This is a genomic window from Terrimonas pollutisoli (genome assembly GCF_029360765.1).
Lineage (GTDB): Bacteria > Bacteroidota > Bacteroidia > Chitinophagales > Chitinophagaceae > Terrimonas_B > Terrimonas_B pollutisoli.
On sequence record NZ_JARKNA010000001.1, the window covers coordinates 711,080 to 736,224 of the forward strand.

21 protein-coding genes are annotated in these 25,145 nt (G+C 40.5%); 10 read left to right on the plus strand and 11 right to left on the minus strand.

Translation table 11 applies throughout. From position 1 onward, the window contains the following. From P2W73_RS02825 to P2W73_RS02835, 3 genes are all read right to left on the minus strand, one after another. A complete protein-coding gene (locus P2W73_RS02825) occupies positions 1–840 on the minus strand; it encodes a 1,4-dihydroxy-6-naphtoate synthase (protein WP_276500467.1) in 840 nt (279 codons plus the stop codon). 34 nt (positions 841–874) lie between these two features. Then, complete coding sequence (gene mqnB, locus P2W73_RS02830; RefSeq protein WP_276500468.1) at positions 875–1,537, minus strand: futalosine hydrolase; 663 nt, start codon at positions 1,535–1,537, stop codon at positions 875–877. 61 nt (positions 1,538–1,598) lie between these two features. Further along, complete coding sequence (locus P2W73_RS02835; protein ID WP_276500469.1) at positions 1,599–2,132, minus strand: Hcp family type VI secretion system effector; 534 nt, start codon at positions 2,130–2,132, stop codon at positions 1,599–1,601. Positions 2,133–2,288: 156 nt separating this feature from the next. Between P2W73_RS02835 and P2W73_RS02840 the strand changes: the two genes are divergently transcribed. From P2W73_RS02840 to fabD, 4 genes are all read left to right on the plus strand, one after another. Then, positions 2,289–2,699, plus strand: coding sequence for a 6-pyruvoyl trahydropterin synthase family protein (locus P2W73_RS02840; protein WP_276500470.1), 411 nt, complete (start codon positions 2,289–2,291; stop codon positions 2,697–2,699). 63 nt (positions 2,700–2,762) lie between these two features. Beyond that, positions 2,763–3,176 carry a 6-pyruvoyl trahydropterin synthase family protein gene (locus tag P2W73_RS02845; protein ID WP_276500471.1) on the plus strand — a complete coding sequence of 138 codons (414 nt, stop codon included), beginning with the start codon at positions 2,763–2,765 and terminating at the stop codon, positions 3,174–3,176. 43 nt (positions 3,177–3,219) lie between these two features. Further along, complete coding sequence (gene folE / locus P2W73_RS02850; RefSeq protein ID WP_276500472.1) at positions 3,220–3,822, plus strand: GTP cyclohydrolase I FolE; 603 nt, start codon at positions 3,220–3,222, stop codon at positions 3,820–3,822. 111 nt (positions 3,823–3,933) lie between these two features. Continuing rightward, positions 3,934–4,839: an ACP S-malonyltransferase gene (fabD, locus tag P2W73_RS02855; RefSeq protein ID WP_276500473.1), complete on the plus strand. Its 906-nt coding sequence runs from the start codon at positions 3,934–3,936 to the stop codon at positions 4,837–4,839. 77 nt (positions 4,840–4,916) lie between these two features. On the opposite strand, the gene P2W73_RS02860 is transcribed toward fabD, so the two are convergent. From P2W73_RS02860 to P2W73_RS02885, 6 genes are all read right to left on the minus strand, one after another. Next, a complete protein-coding gene (locus P2W73_RS02860) occupies positions 4,917–5,411 on the minus strand; it encodes a GNAT family N-acetyltransferase (protein WP_276500474.1) in 495 nt (164 codons plus the stop codon). A gap of 79 nt (positions 5,412–5,490) precedes the next feature. After that, a complete protein-coding gene (locus P2W73_RS02865; RefSeq protein WP_276500475.1) occupies positions 5,491–6,714 on the minus strand; it encodes a trans-sulfuration enzyme family protein in 1,224 nt (407 codons plus the stop codon). Between the two features lie 135 nt (positions 6,715–6,849). Next, complete coding sequence (locus P2W73_RS02870; protein WP_276500476.1) at positions 6,850–7,569, minus strand: LytR/AlgR family response regulator transcription factor; 720 nt, start codon at positions 7,567–7,569, stop codon at positions 6,850–6,852. Between the two features lie 24 nt (positions 7,570–7,593). After that, the gene (locus tag P2W73_RS02875) at positions 7,594–8,721 is read right to left on the minus strand and encodes a sensor histidine kinase (protein ID WP_276500477.1); all 1,128 of its coding nucleotides are present in this window, start codon (positions 8,719–8,721) and stop codon (positions 7,594–7,596) included. Beyond that, positions 8,708–9,844: a sensor histidine kinase gene (locus P2W73_RS02880; protein ID WP_276500478.1), complete on the minus strand. Its 1,137-nt coding sequence runs from the start codon at positions 9,842–9,844 to the stop codon at positions 8,708–8,710. Before P2W73_RS02880 ends, P2W73_RS02875 begins: the two co-directional genes overlap by 14 nt. A 44-nt stretch (positions 9,845–9,888) precedes the next feature. Beyond that, complete coding sequence (locus P2W73_RS02885) at positions 9,889–10,974, minus strand: hypothetical protein (protein ID WP_276500479.1); 1,086 nt, start codon at positions 10,972–10,974, stop codon at positions 9,889–9,891. 310 nt (positions 10,975–11,284) lie between these two features. Here P2W73_RS02885 and P2W73_RS02890 point away from each other — a divergent pair, with 310 nt between their 5' ends. Beyond that, the gene (locus P2W73_RS02890; RefSeq protein WP_276500480.1) at positions 11,285–12,091 is read left to right on the plus strand and encodes a DUF5602 domain-containing protein; all 807 of its coding nucleotides are present in this window, start codon (positions 11,285–11,287) and stop codon (positions 12,089–12,091) included. Between the two features lie 364 nt (positions 12,092–12,455). On the opposite strand, the gene P2W73_RS02895 is transcribed toward P2W73_RS02890, so the two are convergent. Beyond that, positions 12,456–13,451: a beta-ketoacyl-ACP synthase III gene (locus P2W73_RS02895; RefSeq protein ID WP_276500481.1), complete on the minus strand. Its 996-nt coding sequence runs from the start codon at positions 13,449–13,451 to the stop codon at positions 12,456–12,458. 141 nt (positions 13,452–13,592) lie between these two features. Between P2W73_RS02895 and ruvA the strand changes: the two genes are divergently transcribed. From ruvA to P2W73_RS02920, 5 genes are all read left to right on the plus strand, one after another. Beyond that, positions 13,593–14,174, plus strand: coding sequence for a Holliday junction branch migration protein RuvA (gene ruvA / locus P2W73_RS02900; RefSeq protein ID WP_276500482.1), 582 nt, complete (start codon positions 13,593–13,595; stop codon positions 14,172–14,174). A gap of 40 nt (positions 14,175–14,214) precedes the next feature. Then, positions 14,215–21,489 (plus strand): T9SS outer membrane translocon Sov/SprA, encoded by a 7,275-nt coding sequence (gene sov, locus P2W73_RS02905; protein ID WP_276500483.1) that lies wholly within the window; start codon positions 14,215–14,217, stop codon positions 21,487–21,489. An 85-nt stretch (positions 21,490–21,574) separates the two neighbouring features. Beyond that, complete coding sequence (locus P2W73_RS02910) at positions 21,575–22,594, plus strand: Gfo/Idh/MocA family protein (RefSeq protein ID WP_276500484.1); 1,020 nt, start codon at positions 21,575–21,577, stop codon at positions 22,592–22,594. A gap of 87 nt (positions 22,595–22,681) precedes the next feature. After that, complete coding sequence (locus tag P2W73_RS02915; protein ID WP_276500485.1) at positions 22,682–23,170, plus strand: acyltransferase; 489 nt, start codon at positions 22,682–22,684, stop codon at positions 23,168–23,170. A gap of 18 nt (positions 23,171–23,188) precedes the next feature. Further along, the gene (locus tag P2W73_RS02920) at positions 23,189–24,463 is read left to right on the plus strand and encodes a nucleotide sugar dehydrogenase (RefSeq protein WP_276500486.1); all 1,275 of its coding nucleotides are present in this window, start codon (positions 23,189–23,191) and stop codon (positions 24,461–24,463) included. Here P2W73_RS02920 and P2W73_RS02925 read toward each other — a convergent pair. After that, positions 24,460–24,963 (minus strand): hypothetical protein, encoded by a 504-nt coding sequence (locus P2W73_RS02925; RefSeq protein WP_276500487.1) that lies wholly within the window; start codon positions 24,961–24,963, stop codon positions 24,460–24,462. The genes P2W73_RS02920 and P2W73_RS02925 overlap by 4 nt on opposite strands. Between the last annotated feature and the right edge of the window lie 182 nt (positions 24,964–25,145).

A 25,145-nucleotide genomic window follows, 5' to 3' on the forward strand; every position in this document is an offset into this window, starting at 1 on the left:
TCATAGAAATAGTACTTCTTCACTACTGCTTCCAGTAATGCCATTTGTTTTTTGGTAGACATTAAAAAGCGTCCAGACCGCTTCCCTGCCATCATTACCCAAATCCAGTGAGTAGTTGTTTACATACAAGTCAATATGTTTTCTCATGACTTCTTCGCTCATCTCCTGTGAATGTTGTTTCACAAAATCGCTTATAAACGGATAATTTGAAAAAGCATATTCAAGGCTTTTTCTGATCAGCTTATTTATTTGCAAGGCTATTGACCTTTTTATAGATTGACTAATGGCGATACCACCTAATGGAACAGGCATTTTAATTTTTTCCTCCCAATAATTTCCAAGATCCAGCACTTTATGCAGACCTTTTTCCTGGTAGGTAAACCTGTTTTCATGAATTATAACTCCAAGTTCTGCCTCTTCCATCAGAACAGCGTTTTCAATAGCAGAAAAAATCATCGGTTTTTTGTTCTTAGCATCGGGGAAAGCAAAACTCAATAATAAATTGGCTGTAGTATTCAAGCCGGGTATTGCAATGGAACTGGCTGCAATCTTTTTACTGTTGACTTCAGTTTGGTTTTTTGAAATTAAGAGTGGGCCAACTCCTTTTCCCAATGCACTTCCTGAACTAAGTAGCGTATAATTATCTAACGATTGAAAAAAAGCGGGAAAACTCAATTTAGTAATATCCAGTTTTCCCTCTAAAGCCCATTGGTTGAGTGTTTCAACATCTTCCAATACTACTTCAAATTCCAGGCCTTCCGTATCAATTTTGTTATTAACTAATGCATCAAAAATAAAAGTATCATTTGGACAGGGAGAAAAACCAAGCGTCAGTTTCATAGTTGTTCTATGTTATAATTTTCATCAATGTTAATCAGAGCACAGCAATTATTTTTAATAGATCTGCTAATTCAATGTTGAGGCTGTTAATAGAAGCCTGAAGCTTCCAGTTTTTTTTATTTCTTTCACCGACATAGTTGGACACACTCCTGAGTTGAATGAATTCAATTTTTTCCATCAAACACACATGATGGAGAGCCGCTCCCTCCATAGATTCCAATACCGGATCAAAACTTTCTTCGTAAAATTTAATTCGCCTTTTTTGGGTGCTTATTTCATTTACTGATATTGCTTTCACTTTCTTAAGCTTTGTTTTTTTAAAAGCCTCGCTTTTATTAACGAGCCATCCGCGGGTATGCGGGTAGTGATCAGGAGGTACAAGACCTGAATCAAACAAACTTCTGAATTCATTTTTTTCCATTACCCCGAGATCAGCAATCCTGTCTTGCCTGATAGTAAAAACCGAAGCCAAAGGAATGTTTCTGTCAAAGCAACCGGCAACACCTGCCTGTATAACAATATCAGGTCGTTTAAGGTTTATTTGTTTGGTAATTGAGTAGGTACTTGCAGTCAAGCCTATACCCGTTATTAAAATGTCCAGATCATGCTTGCCGGGAAATTGATTGTTTGAATTCCTGTAAGATTCAATAAAAGGCGAAATCTCAAAACTCGTGGCGGCTACCAATAAACAGGTCATGATAACAAAAATGCCAGTTTGATTCAACTGGCAGGGCAAAGGTATTGATAAATTAATATGCTTAGCGTGGCAAATTATCCTGTACGATAACTCCCGATCTTTTATGGTCAACTACGATTTCACGGAAACTAAATTCTATTTCATCATACAGTATGGTATTTCCTGGAACATTAAATTTTTCATTCTTAACGGAGCCTGAGAATTGTTTGAAGCCGCTAATATTTACGTTTCTTAAAGTAATGACATAATCTAATGTTTGAACGCCTGTTCTGTCCTGTTTATAAAACTCAATAGCCACATCTTTGATCATCCGGCCCATATAGAAGTTTTGAAAAAGTACAGGACTGGCGGCTCCCGATTGCTTAAGTATTATCACAGGTTTATAACTGCGTTTGCCTGCGGCCATTCCACCACCTGTTGCGATTGCTTGCGGAGAAGTGCCTTCCAATATAAACGCTAATAGCTCTGTTTTATCTTTGAACTTAGCGGCCAGGCTTTCTCCGGGAACACCATCTATCTTCATCACCATATTTTGAGCAGTAGTAATGCCTGCCATGATGAGTAACAGGATAAGCAGTGAGCAGGTTCTTTTCATATACAAGGTATTTTTATACTGCCAAATTAGGATAAACTCAAGCTTTCTAATCGAACTTTCTGAAAGTCAAATTCGCTTACCTTTGCGCCTGCCTGCCAAATGGCTGGCCTCATCCATTCCTCCGCCCAATGCTGAGAGGAAAATAATAAGTGAAGCATGGTTTACTTAACAAGAAACGAACATTTCAACGCCGCACACAAGCTTTATAATCCAGCCTGGAGCTATGAGAAGAATGAGGAGGTGTTTGGCAAATGTGCCAACGAAAACTGGCATGGTCACAATTATGATTTGCATGTAACGGTTAAGGGCGATCCGGATCCTGATACCGGTTTCGTGTTTGACGTAAAAAAACTCAGCAACATTATCAGGGATCATGTGATAGAAAAAGTGGACCATCGCAACCTAAATGTGGATGTGGAGTTTATGAAGGGAAAAATGTGCAGTACTGAAAACCTCGCCATTGCAATCTGGGAGCAATTAACCCCGCATTTGCCGCAGACAATAAAACTTCATTGCATACGGCTGTATGAAACCCCACGTATTTATGTAGAGTATTTCGGGGATTAATGGGTAACTCAACTTTTGCATAGTTGAAACGTTACCCTATATGTAATTTCGTAAATTGAAAGTATGAGCAACAAGGTAGCTGTTTTCCGAAGGGAGCATTTCAATGCAGCGCATCGGCTATACAATCCCGGATGGGATGACGCTACCAATGACCAGGTGTTTGGAAAATGTGCGTTGCCTAATTATCATGGCCATAACTACGAACTGGAAGTAAAAGTGGTAGGGGAGCCAGATGCTGACACTGGCTATGTGATGGACATGAAAACACTTTCTGACCTGATAAAAAGAGAAATACATTCCCGTTTTGATCACAAAAACCTTAACCTCGATACAGAAGAATTCAAAAATCTTAATCCAACAGCTGAAAATATTGTAATTATTATTTACCGGTTATTGCGTCCGCATATTGATAAAAAAATGGACTTGCAGGTAAGGTTATATGAAACTCCCAGGAATTTTGTTGAATACCCGGCATAAATAATGTTGCTGTATTTTCATAAAATAAGTTCAAACCAGCAATATGGCATATAAAAGAACAGAACATTACGACGAGGAAACAACTTCAGGTTTGATAGATAGCTACCGCAAAGTTTTAGGTTTTCTTGGTGAAGATCCCCAGCGTGAAGGTCTTCATAAAACCCCTGAACGATTGGCCAAGGCCATGCAGTATATGACCCAGGGCTATCAGTCCGATGCCCGTGCTATTCTCAACTCAGCTAAATTTCATGAGCCAATCAGCGAAATGATTGTGGTCAAGGATATTGAGATATATAGCATGTGCGAACATCATATGCTTCCTTTTTTTGGAAGGGCGCATGTAGCCTATATACCCAATGGATGGATCACGGGTCTGAGCAAGGTAGCAAGGGTAGTGGATGTATATGCACGACGTTTGCAAGTGCAGGAACGGCTCACCGTTGAGGTCATGAATGCGATCAAAGAAACGCTTAACCCGCTGGGGGTGGCCGTTGTTATTGAGGCCCAGCATTTGTGTATGATGATGAGAGGAGTTCAAAAACAGAATTCTGTGACCACTACCTCGGCATTTGATGGGGAATTTCAAAAAAATTCAACCCGTACAGAATTTTTGAAGCTTGTTTCATCCGATCTCAGTCGCAGATAAAAGGGATGACTTCGGGTTTAATAGTTTTATTGGAAATACCTGGTTATTGTGCCACAAAGATTTTTTTTCTTAAAACCTTTGTGGCATTTTTGTTTTAATAACTACCTTAATATGAAGCATGCATATGTCTTTCCCGGTCAGGGCTCACAGTTTCCAGGAATGGCCAGGGAGCATTATAACAACAGTGTTTTTGCTAAAAAATTATTTGAACAGGCTAATGAAGTGTTGGGCTTTCGCATTTCTGATATCATGTTTGATGGTAGCGAGGAAGATCTGAAACAAACAAACGTAACCCAACCGGCAGTTTTTTTACATTCGATTATTGCTTTTAAAAGTATTGATCCTTCGACTGGCTCAGGATCTAAGCCGGATATGGTAGCCGGTCATTCGTTGGGAGAGTTTTCTGCATTGGTGGCTAATGGTGTTTTGAGTTTTGATAGCGCCTTACAATTGGTAGCCATCCGGGCTAAAGCTATGCAACGGGCTTGTGAATTAAATCCCTCCACGATGGCAGCTATACTTGGGCTTGCTGATGACAAAGTAGAAGCGATTTGTGCAGAAGTTCAAAAAGAAACTGGCGAGGTGGTTGTTGCTGCAAATTATAATTGTCCGGGTCAGTTGGTAATAAGCGGTTCAATAAAGGGAGTAGAAATAGCCTGCGAAAGAATGAAAGCCGCAGGAGCAAAAAGAGCATTGGTTTTGCCTGTTGGCGGCGCATTTCATTCCTCGTTAATGGAGCCAGCAAAAGAAGAACTACAAGCAGCTATTGAATCAACAGATTTTCACAATCCAACCTGTTCGGTTTATCAAAACGTGGCGGCAAAAGCTGTATTTGACAAAGAAGAAATAAAGCAAAACCTGATCGATCAACTCACTGGTCCTGTCAGATGGACGCAAAGTGTTCAATCAATGATTGCAGACGGAGCTTCAAAATTCACCGAAGCGGGGCCTGGAAAGGTATTGCAGGGGTTGGTGATGAAAATTGATAAAACAATGGAAGTGGATGGTGTTAGTTAATGTGAAAATGTGGCGATGTGAAGATGTTGGCCATGCGACCGGTATTTTTCACATTTCCACACTTTCATATTTCCACTTTAAAAATTAATACTGCAATTCACCCATTCTGCGTCAAAATTGGCTTTGTATTTTTTATAGAAATTAATAGCTGGTTCATTCCATTCCAGCACCTGCCACATCATTCCGCTGAATTGTTTTTCTTTGGCTTCTTCTATTAAGCGATCCATTAATAGTTTGCCGATTCCTTTGCCTCTTGCTTCTTCGGTTACTATAATGTCTTCCAAATACATCCGCTGGCCCTTCCAGGTAGAATAACGAATATAATAAAGTGCAAAGCCAAGAATTATCTCACCACTTTGAGACTCTGACCCTCCCTCTCCAAGGGAGGAGTTGGAGGGTGAGGTCGCTACAAAAGCCCACCATACCGGATTTTTCCCAAATCCGCTTTCTTCAAAATGCTCCAGCGTTACAGTGACTTCATTTGGCGCTTTTTCATACACTGCCAGTTCATGCACCAATTCCAGTAATCTCGGACAATCCTGTTTAACTGCTCTTCTAATTGTGACTTCCATTTTACTCTTGTCTTATTTTATTAATGATAAGAATCTTTTTATTTCCTAAAAATCTTTTTAATCCAACTAATCGTGGTTCTCACAATGCCTGGTCAAGATCGGCTATAATATCCTCCAGGTTTTCAATGCCAACACTCATCCGTATCAATCCGTCGGTAATACCATATTTCTCTCTTGCTTCTTTGGGAACACTGAAATGAGTCATGGAAGCAGGATGACAAAGCAAGGTATCGCAGGTGCCTAATGATACCGTACGGGTACACATTTGTAATTTATTCATGAAGTCCACGCCGCCCTTGAAACCTTTTTTTAGCTCGAAACTCATCATGGCGCCGGGATGCTTCATCTGTTTCATGGCAACTGCATGATCAGGATGATGTTTCAATCCGTTATAATTCACTTTGGCAACAGCCGGATGTTTATCAAGAAAATTGGCTACTTCCATCGCATTACTGCAATGCCGTTCCATTCTCACTTCCAGCGTTTTCATGCCGTTAATAAGCAAAAATGTATCAAAGGGGTTACTGGTTCCTCCCAGTGTTTTACGCATCGTATTGCCTTTTGATTTCATTAATATCAGATCTTTTCCTAATAATACTCCACCGATAGCAGTCCCGTGGCCGTTTAAAAATTTAGTAGTTGAATGAACGACAAAATCTACATTGTATCGAAATGGTTGTTGGAGGTAAGGAGTGGCAAACGTATTATCACAAGCGACAATGCAATTATATTGTTTTGCAATGTTGGAAAGGGATTCAATATCCACGCATTGAATAGTAGGATTAGCCGGCGTTTCGATATAAACCATTTTGACAGAAGGATCTGCTTTCAACACATCAACAGCTTTATTGCTATCCCGTAAATCGGAAATTACCGGTTCTACTCCAAATGAAGGAAGAACGTTACGGAGGATTTCCTCAGTACCGCCATACAAAGAATAATGAGTAAGTACTTTGTCACCCGCTTTTAAGTTCATAAGAAAAAGGGTGGAGATGGCGGCCATACCGGAAGCATGTAACAAAGCTTTTAGCTGCAATGGCTCACCATTTTTATCTTTTATTCCAAAACTTTCCATCGCAGCTATTTTGAGTTCCGCTTCGGTGAAAGTAGGATTGCCCCAACGGCTGTAAATATAACCTTCTTCCTGGCCGCTAAAACGACGCATGCCTTGTTCCGCATCATCATAAACAAATGTGCTGGTAGCGTAGATAGGAGTGAGATGGGCATAATTAGGATCCTGAATATGTCCCGCATGTACGGCAAGAGAACTGAAACCGGAAATGGAAATTTTTTTGTCAGGCATAGTTATCAATTATGAGTGATATTACAAATGTACAGTCTTGCCAAAGCTAAAAGATTTGTTGATAGTAATTTCAATTCGAATTGTACGTGGAAATAAAAAAGGAAGACCTGCCAGGTTATGCTATACTGCATTTATTCATTTTAATACAGATTCTACTTCATGACGGTACATACGGCTGATGGGGAGCTCTTGTTTAGCAATCCACACTAACTCATGATTGTAGGATTCAATTTTATTCAATGACACAATATAAGAACGGTGAATTCGTATGAACATCTCTTTGGGTAACATTTCCTCTACTGAAGAGATGGATTGCTTTGTGATGACAGTATTTGTTACAGTAACTACTTTAATATAATCTTTGATACTCTCTATATATAAAATATCATTCAACGAAACTTTTATCATTTTTCGGTCACTGCGAAAACTTATATAGCCGGGCGCAACTGGTTTACTGTTTTGCATTTCATCCTCATGTTCCATGTCCGTCAATGGAGTTTGCATTACTTTACTTACAGCTTTTAGAAAACGATCAAAGGAGATGGGTTTTAATAAATAATCAACGGCATCCAGTTCAAATCCCTCGATTGCATATTTTCGGTAGGCTGTTGTGAAGATTACTTTAGGAGGATTTTTCAATGCCCGGATAAAATCGGTGCCTAAAAGCTCCGGCATTTTTATATCGAGGAAGATAAGGTCAACCCGTTTTGACTGCAGGAAATTCATAGCCTCAATTGCATCTGAACAGGTACCTGCCAATTCTAACGTACGCACTGAGGTAATGAATTTTTTCAGCACTTCCAGCGCCGGCGGCTCGTCATCTACGGCTAAGCAGATAATTTTTTTACCATTCATATTAAGCAGGTTGAAGTTTTGGTATCAGCTTATATTCACGTCCGATTCAGGAAGCTCTTGCAAACTAACCCCGAGGTGAACAGTATAAGTGTCGCTTGTTGATTCTATTTTTAAAAAATGTTTTCCAGGATAAAGCAGTTGTAATCTTTTCTGCACATTTGCCAGCCCAATTCCTTTTTTATTATTGTTGATCGCCTGTGCAGGTTTACTGTTGCTCAGATGGAAATCAAGCTGATCTTCTTTTATTTGTATGCTCAGCCTGATCCATTGCTGCCCCCGCATAACGCTTGCGCCGTGTTTAAAACAATTTTCTACAAAGGGAATCATAAGCAGCGGAGCAATCATTTTATTTTTGTACGCTCCATTTATTTCCACCCGCATATCCAGGCGATCTCCATACCGGACTTTTTCGAGGCCGATGTAATCATTTATCAATTGAATTTCCTTTTCCACGGGTACAAAAGATTTTTCTCCTTCAGTAGTTATATAATCAATCATGCCGGATAATTTATCTACCAACCCTGCAGCTTGTGGTGATTCCGTAAGCGTAAAAGAATAAATATTATTCAGCGTATTGAATAAAAAATGTGGATGAATTTGTGCCTTCAGCAATTGCAATTCAGCCTGCTTATTTTCCCGGATGAGCATTTCACCTTCGCTTTGTTTTTTGTGCCAATCTTTATAATACTTTATGGCCAGCATCAGGCAGCAGGCAGGAATAGCTCCCGTGAAATTTATATTAGAGTAAAAGCCGTAGAATTTTCTTAAAAACGGAGTTATCCGTATTCCCTCGAACTGACCCCCGACAATAATACCAGGTAAGTGATATATTGGAGTTAAGAAAAAATAGTTTAACCAGTATAAGATAAACGCAAACAAAAGGAAGGAAAGAAGAAAGTATATATATATTCGTTTTGGGATAAATACCGGTACCAGGAAATAGACAGTTACATAACAGAACAGAACAAAAGAGGGCAGCCTTGTTACGGAACGAAGCATTTGATAAAGAACCAGGTCACCCAGGGCCATTGGGCCCGGTTTAAAGTTTGTTAATTGTACCGTAGCTGAAAATAATATCCAGGCCATCCAAAAAATAAGATGACGGAAAAGCCTGTATTGGCCCTTTGAGAATATCAATTCATGCAGGTTCATACAAGGTTTTTTCTTCTGATTTCTTTAGAAGGTCCTGAGAAACCACTTCCGGCCCGAGAATAAGTAACATGGAGAAAAAACCATTTTCTGAATGTGCTTCTAATTTGTGTTTACCGGGATAGGTCACTTGTATTCTACGTAAGGCCTGGTTTAGCCCTGTATTCTGACGCGGAATACCATTTATATTTTCGTAATAACCATTACAACTAAGCCGGAAAATAAAATTTCTCTCTTCTGCTTTTGTTTCTATATTAATATTAAGCCTTTGCTGCAAGGATATGAGAAACTGTTCACAGCAATTCTGAACCAGGGAAAGTAAGATTAACGGCGCTATGGTTTTTCCGGTTATATCTCCCTGTTCTTTCAGATTGATCACAATCCGGTTGCCGTAAAAAGTTTTTTCCAGGTCCAGGTAATCCCGTACCATCAGTAATTCCTGTTCGAGCGGTATTAACCTTTCTTCATTTTCATATAAAATGTAACTCAGCAAATCGGATAGTTTTAATATCACATCTGGTGTTTGTGTCGAATGGCTACGGATGAGATCGGAAATATTCTGCAAAGCAGCGGAAAGAAAATGAGGATGAAAATTCGTTTTGATCATTTGAAGTTCAGTATTGATCTTTTGCTGCTGCAGCCGCTCATTCTCTTTTTGTTTAAGGTGCCGGATCTTTAATAGTTTGATTATAATGGCAAACCCGCTTGCAACAAATCCCAGCCCTAATCCATAAATAACAGGCTGAAAAATCCTGATCTGTATTGGGAGTTGTTGAAATGGAAGTGGTTGAGTGAACTGAACCAATAGTTTTGTCAGCAGGTATGCGCTGGTGAGATTAATTAAGCACAAACAAAAAAAAAGTATAAAAAACAAAAAATATTTTCCTTTTAAGATGAACCGGGGTAGAAAAAAATAGATAGAAATATAAACTGAGAAAATGCTGATCGGTAAGTAGATCATTCGCTGGAATGCTACTAAATATGTTTTTGAAGCAAAAAGATCGTCTGCATTTCTTGGAAAAAAATTTACGGCAAAAAAATAAGCGGAAAAAGCAATCCACAATGCCAGGTGCCTGCCAAGTCTGTACTTTAGCTGATTAGAAAATATAAATTTATTCAGGGTCATCCAATTATTTTGTGCTTCCTGATTCCGAATATGGCTATCAAAAATTACAACTTAAATAAAACTCCTGCAAAAACCTGGTAATTTCCGGAACCTCCCGGACTTACTGTCTTTATTCCTGTGTACCTTGATTTAAATTTATCCGGCACATTCTGACTTATTTTTCTTTCTACAATAATGGGAACATAAGCATAAATGGAAGCTTTTTTCATTTTATAAATTATGCCCGGTTCTACAGATAAGTTATGACCGGCACGCCGAACACCCTCACTGTCACCCACAAGGTCCTCCACCGGAGAACCTTCATTTCTTATTCCCGCTGAAAAGGCCCAGTTCTTTAAATTATAGTAAGCGCCAACCCGCATAGAAAATTGATCAGGCACACTCATTATAATATTGTTGGCTAAGCTATCAATACGGGATGGTATTCTGCCGTTCGTAATTGCTGTACCATTTTGCTCCCTTGGATTTACCATGTAATAAAAATTGCCATAGAGGCTGATTGTTCCTGCCGCATTTAAGAAATAAAACAAATTCAATTCTGTAATAATACCTGTTCCGCCATCTCCCAATTGAATAGAGGGATTAACTGCCGAAAGCAGTTTTGTTGAATCATTCCTGTAGAAATGATCCTGGTATTTATAATCACCCGTTGGAAGTTTTAAGCCCAATCCTAATTGAATATTTCCCTTTTGTTTTACAGTAGGACTTAATAACCATTTGTAAACAGTAAAACGAATGTCGCCGATTCCAAATGAATTGGTTGTATGCCTTGTTGTGTTGGGGCCGCCATGTTCTAATGAGGCTTCCCGGCTATTTGAAGAAATGGGCAAACTTAAGTTCAGCGACCACCCATCTCTCATCAACCTGCTTATTGAAATATCCATTGAATACGACTTAACAACTGATTCATTTTGTTCAGGAGTTTTTTGATCAACTGTTTCTTTAAAATCCCGGAACGACTTGAAATAACGGGTAGTAATATTTAATTGCCAGTCCGTGGTTGCAAAAGCATTATCCGTAAGATTATACTGGCCAAAGCCCGAAATGTTGCGAATGGCGATGCAGCCCTGTGATTGTGCCCCTGTATTGAGTAACCAACAAATAAGTAGCAGAGCGGTAAGCTTTTTCATAACAAAAGTTTTAGGTAAATAATTTCTCTATTTGTTATAGGGCAAGTTTCAAAAGGCAGGAAAGAAACTTTACAGGTTAGAAAGATTGCTTTCATAAAGTTATTTATTCATTTTATTAAACCTGTAATAAAAAGACAGTTACCCTTTTTGGGCGACGAGTGTCATTCGTCGCCAATTACTCGAAAATCGCATCCTTAGTCAGTTCAATATCGTTGTTATTGCTCCTGTAATCTAAATTAAAATATTGAGGCAGGTATGGCGGGTAGCTTTAATCTGAAATCAATTTTTTAAAACTCAAAAATTTATTATCATGAAATCATCATCAAATCTTTCTGGCGCTAAATGGCTGTTGCCATTATGCCTGACCTTAATTATTTCCTGTCAAAAAGAACAAGGTCTAAAACCCGAAACCATTGAAACCTCTATTGCAAATTCATCTGCTGATCGGGAAGCAAAATACAACACGTTCAATGGTGATGAGATTGCAGTCGGAAACGGTTATGCTCACACCTTCATAACCCAGAGCCATACAGGAGTACCACAGGAATTAGGGATTGTCTTTACGGACGAAGCTTTATCCGGTTTGCCAACTACCAATACTCCTTATGTTTTGGATTTTCATCCCAAAGCATTGGAGTCAACTCCTTTTAAACATCTCGCATTGGGTTGGAGTGCTAATGGGCATCCACTGCCGGTCGGCGCATTCATTACATCTCATTTTGATATTCGCTTTTTTATGATGAGCCTTGAAGACAGGCTTGCTATTCCGGCTCCTCCGGCGCCATCTATTTTGTTGCTGCCGCCTGCAGGATATATGCCCTTTAATTATATTGCGGATGCTGCCATACCACAATTAGGAGTGCACTGGGCACCCAATAATTTTACATCGGGTTCTACTATAAATTACACGATGATACTGGGTTCCTATAATGGCAACTTTAATTTTGTTTCTCCAATCGTGACACGAACAACGCTGGCAAGTGGTACATCGGTATCTCTGCCTTATGCACAGCCGCAATACTTTGCCCAACATGGGTACTATCCTACAAAGTATAATATATACGAAGATGACAAAAAACGACATTATGTAACGCTTACTGATTTTGTTTGGAGATAGGATCCTGAAGTAGAAAGAATACCCACTGTATTAACAATACAACCTATTTTATGCCTATTACTTATGTAAAGTTTTTCTGCATTGCTTTCATTGTTCTTTTGCTGGCAATCAGTTTTACGGATGTAAAAAAGAAATATCGTGTGAAGGTTGTGTTATTAACAACAGGCCACTAATCTCTGTTGCAGGACCGGACCAGGTAATCGCTTTACCAACCGATAGCGTTTCTCTGGATTGCATTTCATCCAGAGACCCGGATGGGAGAATAAGTGAATGGATCTGGACAAAATTTCTGGTCCTGCACCTTTTTAATATCGCTAAAGCCAAAGGCGGGTAGCAAAAATATTTTTTGTTTGGAGTGGGCTATTTAATACTCCCACTTCACCAGTGTTGCCCCCCATGTAAACCCACCACCAAAAGCAGCTAATACAATATTATCTCCTTTGTTTAATTGATGTCTCCATTCCCATAAACAGAGTGGAATAGTGGCTGCAGTCGTATTGCCGTATTTCCCAATATTGATCATTACTTTTTCTTTTGGCAGGCCAATCCGGTTTGCAGTGGCATCTATGATTCGCAGGTTGGCCTGGTGTGGTACCAGCCAGGCAATATCGTCACCGGTAAGATTGTTTCTTTCCAACAGCTCTGCACTTACATCTGCCATCCCTTTTACAGCGGCTTTAAATACAGGCTGACCATCCTGGAAGGCATAATGTTCTTTATTCTTTACTGTTTCCAGGGAAGCAGGTTTCAATGAGCCGCCGGCTTTCATATGCAAAAATTCAGCGCCTGAACCATCACTTTTTAAAAGGCTGTCCAAAATGCCATAGCCGTCATGGTTGGGCTCCAGTAGAACCGCACCAGCTCCATCGCCAAATAAAACACAAGTGTTACGATCGGTATAGTCAATAATAGCACTCATCTTATCCGCACCACATACCACTACTTTTTTATAACGACCACTTTCTATTAAAGAAGCTCCAAGTGTCAATGTGTATAAAAAGCCAGAACATGCAGCAGACACATCGAAACCCCAGGCATTTTTAGCGCCCAATTTATCGCAAGCTATATTGGCCGTGGCCGGAAAAACCATATCGGGGGTAACTGTTGCTACGATCAAGCAATCTATCTCCATCGGGCTGATGCCTCTTTTTTCTAAAAGTTGCTTTACAGCAGGCACTACCATATCGGAAGTAGCTTTTCCTTCGCCTTTCAATATTCTTCTTTCAGAAATGCCCGTGCGGGTCCTGATCCATTCATCATTGGTGTCCACCATTTTTTCCAGGTCAAAATTGGTGAGTTTATCGTCGGGAACATAGCCGCCAACTGCGGTAATTGCAGCAGTAATCTTTTTGCTTATCATGTAGTGAGTTTTTCAACTAAAAGTGCTCAAAGGTACGGGGCAACAGGCAATTAGCAATAGACAAGGGCCCAGCTTCCCGGTCGTCAAGTACTGATTGCCAATTGCATATTGCTTATTGTTAATTCTCTTATTTTCGCAGCCATGATAGCTTACCTGAAAGGTGACTTTGTACGAAAAACCCCTTCCCTCGTTTATATTGAAGTGAACGGCGTTGGATATGAAGTACAGGTTACCCTTAATACCTACACCCGCATCCAGGATTTAGAAAAAGGTTTATTGCATACTATCCTTATTATTAGGGAGGATGCGCATTTATTATTTGGTTTTTTTGAAATGGCCGAAAAAGAAATGTTTCAGCAACTGACCAGTGTATCGGGTATTGGTGCTTCTACCGCCCGGATGATGCTGTCGTATATGAAACCGGATGAGCTGGCCACAGCCATTGTGCAATCCGATATCAGGGCGCTGGAAAGTATAAAAGGTATTGGCAAAAAATCCGCAGAACGAATAGTATTGGAACTAAAAGATAAGCTCACCAAGCATCCAATTGAAGTAAATATTTCACCATTGAAAAGCAATACTTTGCATCAAGATGCGTTTAATGCACTGACGGCTTTGGGAATCACCCGTTCAGCTGCCGAACAGGCTGTAAAAAAAGCGTTGGCATCTGAGCCAGGCTTGCCCGTAGAGGAGTTGATCAAAAAGGCGTTGCGTATCCTCTGATAACCTATTATTTACTGGACTAATTGATTCTGAGAAAAACTTGAACGCCAATACTGTTCATATCTTCCGTAAGGTGATAGTGTCTGCCATCATCCTATTGATCGTATCGGGTCATGCGAATGCCCGTTATTTTCAAAACCCAATTTCCAATACACAAGACACTTCCCGTAAAGACACATTGCGTTATCCGCTAACGGATCGCTATGGCGATCCATATACTAATCCCAATCGCAACACTTTTGACTTGAAGGATACTGCCTTCATTAAAAGAAATGTTGAATATGATCCCCTGACGGGTGAATATTATGTAATCGAAAAGATTGGCGGCAAAAACTATCGCACACCTGTTTCCTTCGGACGTGATGAGTTTTTGCGTTTGCAAGGCAAGAAAGACGAAAACGCTTATTTCAGAAAAAGAGCGGATATGCTTTCCGAGATGAACCGCCGCCTTTTCAAGCCAAAATTTACTACACAGAAAGGTTGGTTTAACCGGATAGTGGGTGTTGGAAAAATAGATATTAAACCTTCCGGTTATGTAGATCTGCTGGCCGGCTACCAGGGACAGAATATCAAAAACCCGACACTACCCGAGCGGGCAAGAAGAAATGGCGGTCTTGATTTTAATATGAATGCCCAGTTGCAGGTGGATGCAAATATTGGCGACAAATTAAAACTGCCGATCAACTATAATACCCTGGCAAATTTTGAATTTGAAAACCAGCTTAACCTCAACTACCAGGGTAAGGATGATGAGATCATCAAACAGTTTCAACTGGGAAATGTAAACTTTACTTCTAAAGGAACATTGATCCCGGGTGCACAATCTTTGTTTGGTATCAAAACGCAGTTGCAGTTTGGAAAATTATTTGTCACCGGTGTGCTGGCCAATCAAAGGGCGCAACGCCAATCGTTGGATATGCAGGGTGGTTCAGCAATGCAGGCATTTTCTTTGAAGGCTGATGAATATGAGGAAAACCGGCACTTTCTGTTAGCTCAATATTTCCGCAATAATTATAATAAAGCCATGAGCAATTTGCCGGTAGTAAATTCGGCTGTACAAATCTTGCGCATGGAAGTGTGGGTCACCAATCGTAACCGGGCCGACACGAATGTGAGAGACATCGTTGCGTTAATGGATTTGGGTGAAGGCAACCCTTTTCGTCCACCAGGAGGTAATCCCAATGCCTTGCCGCATAATCGGGTGAATACTATTTATGATGACATCCTTTCCAATCCCAACTCCCGCAACTCTACTTTAGTGCAGGGTGTTTTGACAGGCATGGGGTTTTTACCGGTGCAGGATTTTGAAAAAACATTTGCCCGTAAACTGTCACCATCCGAGTATTACTTCAATCCGCAAATTGGATTTCTTTCTTTGCAACAACCTTTGCAACCTGATGAGGTATTGGGTGTGGCATTTCAATACACCTATAATGGAAGAGTATACCAGGTAGGTGAATTTTCACAGGATATTCCACCCGATGTCTCCGGAACTACACAAAAAGTACTGTTCCTGAAATTATTGAAAGCAACTTCACAACGTACCAATCTTCCCATCTGGGACCTGATGATGAAAAACGTTTATTCCGTCGGTTATGGCCAACTGGAAAGAACGGATTTCAAACTGGACGTTTTATATGAAGAGCCAAGCCTGGGTGAAAAAAGATATTTGCCACCCGCCGATGTATTACCGCAGTACCAGGGACAGCCTTTGATCTCGCAGGTAAATCTTGACCGGTTAAATAATCAGAACGATCCGCAACCCGATGGTATATTCGACTTTATAGAAGGCTTCACCATTTTATCATCCATGAGCCGGATTATCTTCCCGGTGCTGGAACCTTTCGGTCACGATCTCGACTATGTGTATCCATCGCAGGTAGAACGCGACAAATATTTGTATTACCCGTTATACGATACTATCAAGGCCATTGCTCAAACCTATGCCAACTTAAACAGGTTTGAAATAAATGGTAAATCCAAAACTTCTTCGACGGGTGACTACCAGTTAGGATTTAATATACCGCGGGGCTCTGTTACTGTGACAGCCGGTGGCCAGCTACTGCAGGAAAATATAGATTACGAAATCAACTATGACCTGGGAACGCTGAGGGTTATCAACCAATCTATCATTAGTTCAGGTGTGCCGGTAAATATTCAATATGAGAACCAGGCGGCCTTTGGTATACAGCAGCGAAACTATATGGGCCTGCGCCTTGATTATTTTGCCAATAAAAAATTAACCCTTGGTGGAACGATTGCAAGATTAGGCGAAAGACCATTCTTTGTAAAACAGTCGTACGGTGATGATCCCATTCGTAACACCATGTATGGTTTGGATGTAGATTATAAAAGTGATTGGCCAAGACTTACCAAATGGTTGAACAAATTACCTTTTTACAACTCGCAGGAAACATCGTCCGTATCGGCCTATGCCGAAGCGGCTATGCTGCAACCGGGGCATGCGCCACAAATTGGAAAGGGGAGTGCAGGCCAGGTATATGTTGATGATTTTGAAGGAACCCGTTCAGGTATTGATCTTCGTTTCCCACTCATCAGTTGGAACCTGGCATCTGTACCACAGGGTAATAATGGACCCGGTGGAGTGTCGCCGCTATTCCCCGAGTCTGGATTGACCAATGATTTGGGCAGTGGTTACAACCGGGCAAAACTGGCATGGTATAATATCGAGCCTGTTTTACAGGAAAGAAACAATACCAATAACCCGCTTCGCAACAATCCGGCTGAATTATCAAAGCCTGAAACAAGACAGGTTTTGCAAAGAGAAATCTTCCCGCAACGAACTACCGATTTTGGCCAGGGCTTGTTAACCACCTTTGACCTCGCCTATTATCCCAAAGAGAAAGGTCCCTATAACTATGAGTACAGGGGAGGCCGCATCAACTCCGAAGGAAAATTGATAAATCCAAAAGCGGCATGGGGAGGTATCATGCGTAATATCGATCAAACGGATTTTGAGACCAGCAACATTGAGTATATCGAATTCTGGATGCAGGATCCTTATATTTTAAATACCGCTAGCAGTGGCGGTAAACTATATTTCAACCTCGGTACCATTTCTGAAGATGTACTAAAAGATGGAAAGCGTCAATATGAAAATGGATTGCCAACACCTACCAACAATGCCCAGGTTGATAACAATACAGTTTGGGGTAAAGTGCCTTCCAATCCTTTGCAGATCACTAATGCATTCAGCAACGAACCCAGCGACAGGCAATACCAGGACGTTGGTTTTGACGGATTGACTGATGATGAGGAAAAAACAAAATTCAGCACTTATTTAAGCAACCTGCAGGCGACTGCTCCGGCAGCTTATTCCAAAGCATTGAATGATCCATCGGCTGATAATTTTAAACCTTATCGTGATGCCAGCTATGATGCGGCAAATGCAGGGATCCTCGCCAGGTATAAAGACATTAACAACCCGAATGGCAACTCGCCGGTTTCGAACAATAACAGCCAGTTTGTAAACGCCTTTACGCAATATCCCGATGCGGAAGAATTGAACCGTGATAATACGTTGAATGAGGCTGAAGAATATTTTCAATATAAAGTTGATATCAAACCTTTCATGGCTCCCGGTACTAACTTTATTACTGATGTAAGAAATGTAACGGTATCGCTGCCCGATCAATCAAGCAGGAATGAAAGATGGTACCTTTTCCGTATTCCGGTTTCTGAATTTGAAACCAAGGTGGGAAATATTCCGGATTTCAAGTCGGTACGCTTTATCCGGATGTTTTTAACTGACTTTGATGATTCGGTTGTCATGCGTTTCGGAAAGATTGAATTGGTAAGAAATCAATGGCGTCAGTTCCAGTATAAAATTGATACAACCGGTCAATATGTAAACCTTCCGCCAAACGATCCCGTGGTTGTAAATACCCTGGCTGTTAACCTGGAGGAAAATGATCAACGTGAACCGATAAGATATGTAAGTCCCCCCGGTATCGAAAGACAACAGCAATTAAGCAATAACAATGTTCAGTTGTTTTTAAATGAGCAGGCCTTGAGCATGCAATTGTGCAACTTGCCTAACAAAGAATCCCGTGCTGTATTCAAGACCATGAACATGGATATGCGCCAATATGGAAAAATGCGGATGTTCGTTCATGCTGAAGGAAGTGGCAGTGACGCGGCTATACAGGATAATTCATTAACTGCAATTGTGAGAATAGGAAATGATTTCCAGGGCAACTATTACGAAGTAAGAATTCCATTGAAAAAAACATCCTGGGGTGAAACGGATAGCTTGAGAATTTGGCCCGAGCAAAATAACCTTGATTTTGATCTGCAGGAGTTGAGCCGGCTTAAATCACGCCGTAATCAACAAGGCGCACCTCCTTCAGTTTATTATAGTGAAGTTTTGGCTGATGGCAGAACATATGCAGTGATCGGAAATCCAAACCTTGGTGAAGTGAAGGGCATGATGCTGGCTGTTGAGAACACCAATCTGCCAACAGCTTGCGCCGAAGTATGGTTCAATGAGCTTCGGTTTTCCAACCTGGATGAAAAAGGTGGCTGGGCGGCATTGGGTCGTGTGGATCTTAAGTTAGCTGATTTAGGTAGTCTTACATTAGCCGGTACAGCCCGCAGTCGTGGCTTTGGTACATTGGAACAACGGGTGAATGAACGGAGTCGCGAAGACCTTTATACATTTGACCTTTCTGCAAATATTGATGCCGGTAAATTATTGCCTAAACAATTAGGCATACAGATTCCTGTATATGCCGGAATTAGCCGCATCACCAGCACCCCGGAGTACGATCCTTATGACCTGGATATAAAACTCAATGATAAAATCAAATCAACCCCAGACAAAGCTGATAAAGATTCTATCAGGAGGGATGCGCAGGATATCACTACTATCAAAACAGTGAACTTCACCAATGTCAAAAAAGTAAAAACAGATGGTAAACAACCTAAGATTTGGAGTGTCACCAATTTTGATTTGAATTATTCTTATATAGAAACCCAGCAGCAAAACCCGCTTATCGATAATTATGAAATGCGGCGAACCCGTGGTGCAGTGGGTTATAACTATGCACCGCAGCCAAAATATTTGGAGCCATTTAAAAATCTGAAATCAAGATCGAAATGGATGGCATTGGTAAAAGACATTAACTTCAACTATGTGCCTTCACAGTTATCGTTCAGGGCCGATCTTTTCCGCCAGTTTGGAGCTACAAGGCCACGCAATGTAGGCGGTGGTCCATATAAAATACCTGAGACTTACGACAAGTACTTCACTTTCGACCGGTACTATATTTTGCAATGGGGTCTTACAAAATCGATCACTCTTGATTTTACGGCTACCAATTATGCCCGCATCGATGAACCTTTTGGTCGCATTGATACAAAAGAGAAAAAAGATTCGGTTAGAAAAAACGTCTTCAATGGCGGTCGTAATACCCAATATGCGCAACAGGCAAGTTTATCTTATACCGTGCCCACACAAAAAATTCCTCTGCTTGACTGGACAACCTTAAGAGGAACCTACACTACTCAATATAACTGGTTAGCGGCGTCATTGCTGGCAAAAAGTCTTGGTAATACGCTGGCCAATACGCAGACAAGAACCATTGCCAGTGAGCTGAATTTTGAACAATTGTACAGCAAGTCGAGGTTCTTAAGAGCCGTGAACACAGCGCCAACAGGTAATAAAAAATCAAAAGATACCGCAGGTCTGAAGGATACAAAAAAAGTCGATAACAAGTCCGTAAAACCTAAGTTCGGGGTACCTGATTCGCTAAAAGCAAACATGTCTGCGAAAGAATTAAGAAAAGCTAAAAGAGAGGCCCGCAGAAAGGAAAGAGAAGAAAGAAGAAAGCTAAAAGAACAACGAAGGAATGAGCTTCCGGAATTAAACGGAATTGTCAGAGCAGTGGGAGGAATCGCTACTTCATTGAAGAGAGTGGGTATACAATACAACGAAGATTTTGGAACGACGCTGCCAGGCTATATGGATAGTACAAAAGCGTTGGGTCAAAATCTGAAGAGCGGTGAACCTGGTTTTGGATTTATTTTCGGTTACCAGCCCGATACCAACTGGATCAATCGTTTTGGAGCGAAGGGATTGTTGTCAAGAGATTCGTTGGTATCAGCGATGATCCAGCAACGTTATAGCCAGCGACTGAACATCACAGCACAGGTGAGCCCATTCCGTGATCTCAATATCGATTTAAACCTGGATAAATCATTCAGCAAAAACTATTCTGAGCTTTATAAGGATACAACAGGCAGTGCAGGCCTGGCAAGGCTGAATCCTTATGCATTGGGAAGCTTTAGCATCAGCTATATTTCTTATCAAACTATGTTTACCAAGTTTGATCCAAATGTGACATCTGAGACATTTAAACAGTTTGAAGCTAACCGGGTTATCTTATCTCAACGATTAAAAGGGTTGAATCCATATGCTGTTAACAATCCAAATGATCCTGATGGTTACGCACAGGGCTACGGTCGTTATGCGCAGGAAGTAGTGATCCCATCTTTCCTGGCTGCCTATGGCAAAAAAGATCCTGGTACGGTTTCGTTGTTTAAAAACAATAACCCCAATGTCAGATCGAATCCGTTCAAATCTTTGATGCCGAAGCCAAATTGGACCGTTAGTTATAATGGCTTATCAAGAATAGCCGGGTTAGAAAAAATATTCTCCAACGTAAATATTAAACACGGGTATCATAGCACCTTAAGCATGAATAGTTTCAATACGGCTCTGCTTTTCCAGGATCCGTTTAGAGTTGGCTATCCTTATTTCTTTGATACGTTAACGGGCTATGTGCCTTATTTCCTTGTTCCTAATATCACCATCCAGGAAAGCTTTGATCCACTGATCGAAGTAGACCTGACTTTTACCAACCAGTTATCCATCCGTACGGAATTTAGGAAATCAAGAACATTGAGTTTGAGCCTGATCGATTATCAATTAGCGGAAAATCGCTCTACCGAAATGACTTTCGGTTTCAACTATCGGAAGAAAGGGTTGCCGTTGCTGAAAAATGTCAAGATTGGTAAGAAAGGAATGAAGCTCGATAATGATGTAACCTTCCGTTTCGACTTCAGCTTGCGTGACGATGCTACTGCAAATAGTAAGCTGGACCAGGGGACTTCTTTTGGAACAGCCGGGCAGAAAGTGATAAGTATTAAACCATCTATTGACTATATTTTAAATAATCGGGTAAGCCTCAAGTTCTACTTTGATCAAACCCGCAGTATTCCCAAGATCAGTAACGCATTTCCTATCACCAACACCAGGGGTGGCTTACAAGTAAGGATATCATTGGCCCAATAATCTTCTGTGATTTTTGGAATAAGGCCTGATAATAAAGCTTTCGGCTTATTTTAGCCCCAATTTTAACTTTGCGAAGCATTTGAAAATGGCAAGCATAAATATTGGCGTTATTGGTTACGGTTATTGGGGACCTAATATTGTAAGGAATTTCTTTTTGAGTGATGATTGTATGGTGAAGGCAATTGCTGACAGCCGTACTGAAAGATTAGAAGTTGCCAGCAAAATGTTTCCTTCCGTGCATTGTATCAGCCGGCCGGGGGATATTATCAATGACGCCTCTATCAATGCAATAGTGATTGCTACACCTGTTTCTACTCATTTCGACCTCGCCAAAAAAGCATTGCAGCAAGGTAAGCATGTACTGATCGAAAAGCCAATGACGGCAACAGTGGCGGAGGCGCAGGAATTGATTGAGATTGCAGCGAAGAAGGATCTTAGTATAATGGTGGATCATACTTTTCTTTATACAGGTGCCGTAAAAAAGATAAAGGAACTGATCGATTCTGGCGTGGTAGGCCAATCCCGCTATTTTGATTCATCCCGCATCAACCTCGGATTATTTCAGTTTGATATAAATGTATTATGGGATCTTGCGGCACATGATATTTCAATACTTCTTTACCTGGTCAATGAAACACCGGAAAGTGTAAACGCTACTGGCATTTCTCATACACATAATGGCGTAGAGAATATTGCCTACATGACTATCAACTATCATTCGAACTTTATTGCTCATATCAATTCTTCCTGGACTTCACCTGTTAAAGTCCGCCAGACATTGATTGGTGGAGACAAGAAAATGATTTTATACAATGATATTGAGCCTTCGGAAAAAGTAAGGGTTTATGACACAGGTTACGAATACAAAACCGATGAGGATAAAAAAAGAATTCTCGTTGATTATCGTGCCGGGGATATTTACATACCAAAGCTTTCAGGAGAAGAAGCGTTAGCAGGTGTTGCCCGTGATTTCATTCAATCAATAGTCAGTAAAAAAGAACCTGTTTCAAATGCAATGCTGGGATTGGAAGTAGTAAAAATTTTAGAAGCGTCGCAACAGTCCATAAAGGGAAAAGGAAAAGAAGTTAAAATAAACCAGGAATGATATGAGTCATAATCCCGAAAGCATTCGGGACGGGCATTCCGATAGCTATCGGGGCTATCTGACCAAAAAACAATAGAAAATGTACAGATGAAAAAAATTACGATAAATAGTGATAAGCAAAGCCTGGTTGATATTACAGTAGGTGAGAATGTGCGAATATTTGACTTTGTAAATGCATATGGTTGCACTATCGATGACAATACGAAAGTTGGAGCTTTTGTCGAGATACAAAAAGGGGTAGCAATCGGAAAGAATTGTAAAATTTCAAGTCATAGTTTTTTATGTGAAGGTGTTCATATTGAGGACAATGTCTTTATTGGGCATGGAGTGATGTTTGTGAACGACCGGTATCCCAGGGCAACTACAGAAGAAGGAAAGCAAAAAACAGCTGCTGACTGGCAAGTTATAGAGACATTTGTAAAAAAAGGAGTATCTATTGGAAGCAATGCTACCATTCTTTGTGGCATCACCATCGGTGAGAATGCTATGATTGGAGCAGGCTCGGTGGTTACAAAAGATGTACCCGCCAACACATTGGTTATAGGTAATCCTGCTAAAATTGTAAGGCAACTTTAAAATTCATGCTGCTGAAAAATGAAGACAATTGCTGTAATTGGATTTGGGAAAATAGGACAGGCTATTGCAGCCAATATTCTGCAACATCATATTCGGGTTATTGCCATAGATGTCAACATGGAGTTGTTGGAAGCATTTCAACAGAACTCCTATGGGACAAAGGAGCCGGGTTTAAAAGACATATTGGTAGCGGCTTATAAACGGGAAAATCTCATTATTAGTCATGATTATTCATTCATAAAAGGCAGTGATTGTATCATCATTACAATTCCGCTTCTTATTGATGAATGGCAAAAAATCCAGGATGGTCCTTTTTTGGAAGCCATTGGCAGAATAGCTATTTACGCCGAACAAAAAGTTCCAATAATTATTGAAACATCCGTTCCGGTAGGATTCACACGACAAAATGTGTTACCCGTTATAGAGTCAAAAGGGAAAAAACATGGCAGGGATTTTTTATTGGCACATAGCCCGGAAAGAATCAAGAGCGGCACTATGATGGAACAATTGACAAAAGTTCCTAAGGTTATTGCGGGCGTTGACCAGGAGGCGACTGACGGCGCCTATAATGCGTATCTACATTTTTTTGATAAGGCATTGCTTCAAAAGGTTGAGACAGTTGAATCTGCAGAAATGCTTAAACTGGCGGGCATGATCTACCGCGATGTCAATATTGCATTATCCAATCAACTGGCGGGATTTGCCAATTCAGCCGGAATTGATTTTGTAAAACTGCTTCCATTGATCAATACAGATGGCGAAGCTAACTTATTACAACCCGGTATTGGAGTGGGAGGTCATTGTACACCGGTGTATCCCTATTTTTTGATCGATAATTTTAGTCGGGCCGGTTTGGATTTTACACTGGCTAAACAGTCGCGTTTGATCAATAATGGCATGGCTGATTACGCTGTATCACTGGTAAAAGAAAAAGTAAAGAACAAGAAAGCCCTGATTCTCGGTCTGGGGTTTCGGCCAAATGTAAAAGAGGATGCATTGAGTACTACTTACCTCCTTCATGAAACTTTGATCAGAGATGGTTTCGAAGTTTGGGTACACGATACTGAATTTTCACCGGAAGAAATTAAAGCAAAGGGATTAGATGCTGCTGTTGATATTTACAGCAACAATACAGAAGTGGTATTCCTGGTCACTATGCACAAAGAGTACGGAGAAATTAATTTTGTGCAGTTGTCAAAATCCGGAACTAAATTTTTTGTGGATGGCAGAAATGCTGTCGACAGGAAAGAAGTTGAAGTTGCCGGGATCCTATATTTTGGAATAGGCCATTAATGATTTTGTCCTATGCTGGCACTATCGTTAGCTGGCACATTTTTGCGAAACAACATAACATAGCCGCAAAGATTTTTCTTTTTCTTCTTATTGACCTGTACCGGTTTCATCATATGAAACTCAGACAACTTAGGAATATACGAGTAAGATATAACATTGCCATCTACATCGCCCCATCTTTTTTGTTGAAACACTACCTGCTTTTCGTCCCAGTCAAACATTCTCACTTCATATAAGCGTGACGTGTAGTCGCCAATGAAAACAAATTGGTACCAGCTACCTTGCGTAAGGGGAACAATAACGGGCATTTCAAATTCACTTTCCATTGCGATGGATGCTTCTTTCAATAAAATAAATCCATCTTTTCCATAAAGCGTTTTGAGACTATCAACCTGTTTGCTTATCAGGCCATCTTCACAAGATTGCAGTTTTATATCCTGGGCAAATAAAAACTGGCTGCAAATGGTAGTTATCAGTGCTAAGGAAAATGTCTTAATCATAGTGGGATGCATAGGGAAATTGGATTGCAATAAAAATACTACGCAATTTCCGTGACTTACTAATTTGTGAGTAGAAATGATCTCATATAAGGGCATTTTCCTCGTAAAATCACGGCAAATTTGAGACCAGTATTTAGGCAGCGACGGAAAGATCAGTAGTAATGTTCCTAATAAATTCTTAA

Bases quoted from the DNA above. Each gene is read 5' to 3' on its own strand.
- P2W73_RS02825 (WP_276500467.1), bottom strand. From the start codon at position 840: ATGAAACTGACGCTTGGTTTTTCTCCCTGTCCAAATGATACTTTTATT.
- mqnB (WP_276500468.1), bottom strand. From the start codon at position 1,537: ATGACCTGTTTATTGGTAGCCGCCACGAGTTTTGAGATTTCGCCTTTT.
- P2W73_RS02835 (WP_276500469.1), bottom strand. From the start codon at position 2,132: ATGAAAAGAACCTGCTCACTGCTTATCCTGTTACTCATCATGGCAGGC.
- P2W73_RS02840 (WP_276500470.1), top strand. From the start codon at position 2,289: ATGGTTTACTTAACAAGAAACGAACATTTCAACGCCGCACACAAGCTT.
- P2W73_RS02845 (WP_276500471.1), top strand. From the start codon at position 2,763: ATGAGCAACAAGGTAGCTGTTTTCCGAAGGGAGCATTTCAATGCAGCG.
- folE (WP_276500472.1), top strand. From the start codon at position 3,220: ATGGCATATAAAAGAACAGAACATTACGACGAGGAAACAACTTCAGGT.
- fabD (WP_276500473.1), top strand. From the start codon at position 3,934: ATGAAGCATGCATATGTCTTTCCCGGTCAGGGCTCACAGTTTCCAGGA.
- P2W73_RS02860 (WP_276500474.1), bottom strand. From the start codon at position 5,411: ATGGAAGTCACAATTAGAAGAGCAGTTAAACAGGATTGTCCGAGATTA.
- P2W73_RS02865 (WP_276500475.1), bottom strand. From the start codon at position 6,714: ATGCCTGACAAAAAAATTTCCATTTCCGGTTTCAGTTCTCTTGCCGTA.
- P2W73_RS02870 (WP_276500476.1), bottom strand. From the start codon at position 7,569: ATGAATGGTAAAAAAATTATCTGCTTAGCCGTAGATGACGAGCCGCCG.
- P2W73_RS02875 (WP_276500477.1), bottom strand. From the start codon at position 8,721: ATGAACCTGCATGAATTGATATTCTCAAAGGGCCAATACAGGCTTTTC.
- P2W73_RS02880 (WP_276500478.1), bottom strand. From the start codon at position 9,844: ATGACCCTGAATAAATTTATATTTTCTAATCAGCTAAAGTACAGACTT.
- P2W73_RS02885 (WP_276500479.1), bottom strand. From the start codon at position 10,974: ATGAAAAAGCTTACCGCTCTGCTACTTATTTGTTGGTTACTCAATACA.
- P2W73_RS02890 (WP_276500480.1), top strand. From the start codon at position 11,285: ATGAAATCATCATCAAATCTTTCTGGCGCTAAATGGCTGTTGCCATTA.
- P2W73_RS02895 (WP_276500481.1), bottom strand. From the start codon at position 13,451: ATGATAAGCAAAAAGATTACTGCTGCAATTACCGCAGTTGGCGGCTAT.
- ruvA (WP_276500482.1), top strand. From the start codon at position 13,593: ATGATAGCTTACCTGAAAGGTGACTTTGTACGAAAAACCCCTTCCCTC.
- P2W73_RS02910 (WP_276500484.1), top strand. From the start codon at position 21,575: ATGGCAAGCATAAATATTGGCGTTATTGGTTACGGTTATTGGGGACCT.
- P2W73_RS02915 (WP_276500485.1), top strand. From the start codon at position 22,682: ATGAAAAAAATTACGATAAATAGTGATAAGCAAAGCCTGGTTGATATT.
- P2W73_RS02920 (WP_276500486.1), top strand. From the start codon at position 23,189: ATGAAGACAATTGCTGTAATTGGATTTGGGAAAATAGGACAGGCTATT.
- P2W73_RS02925 (WP_276500487.1), bottom strand. From the start codon at position 24,963: ATGATTAAGACATTTTCCTTAGCACTGATAACTACCATTTGCAGCCAG.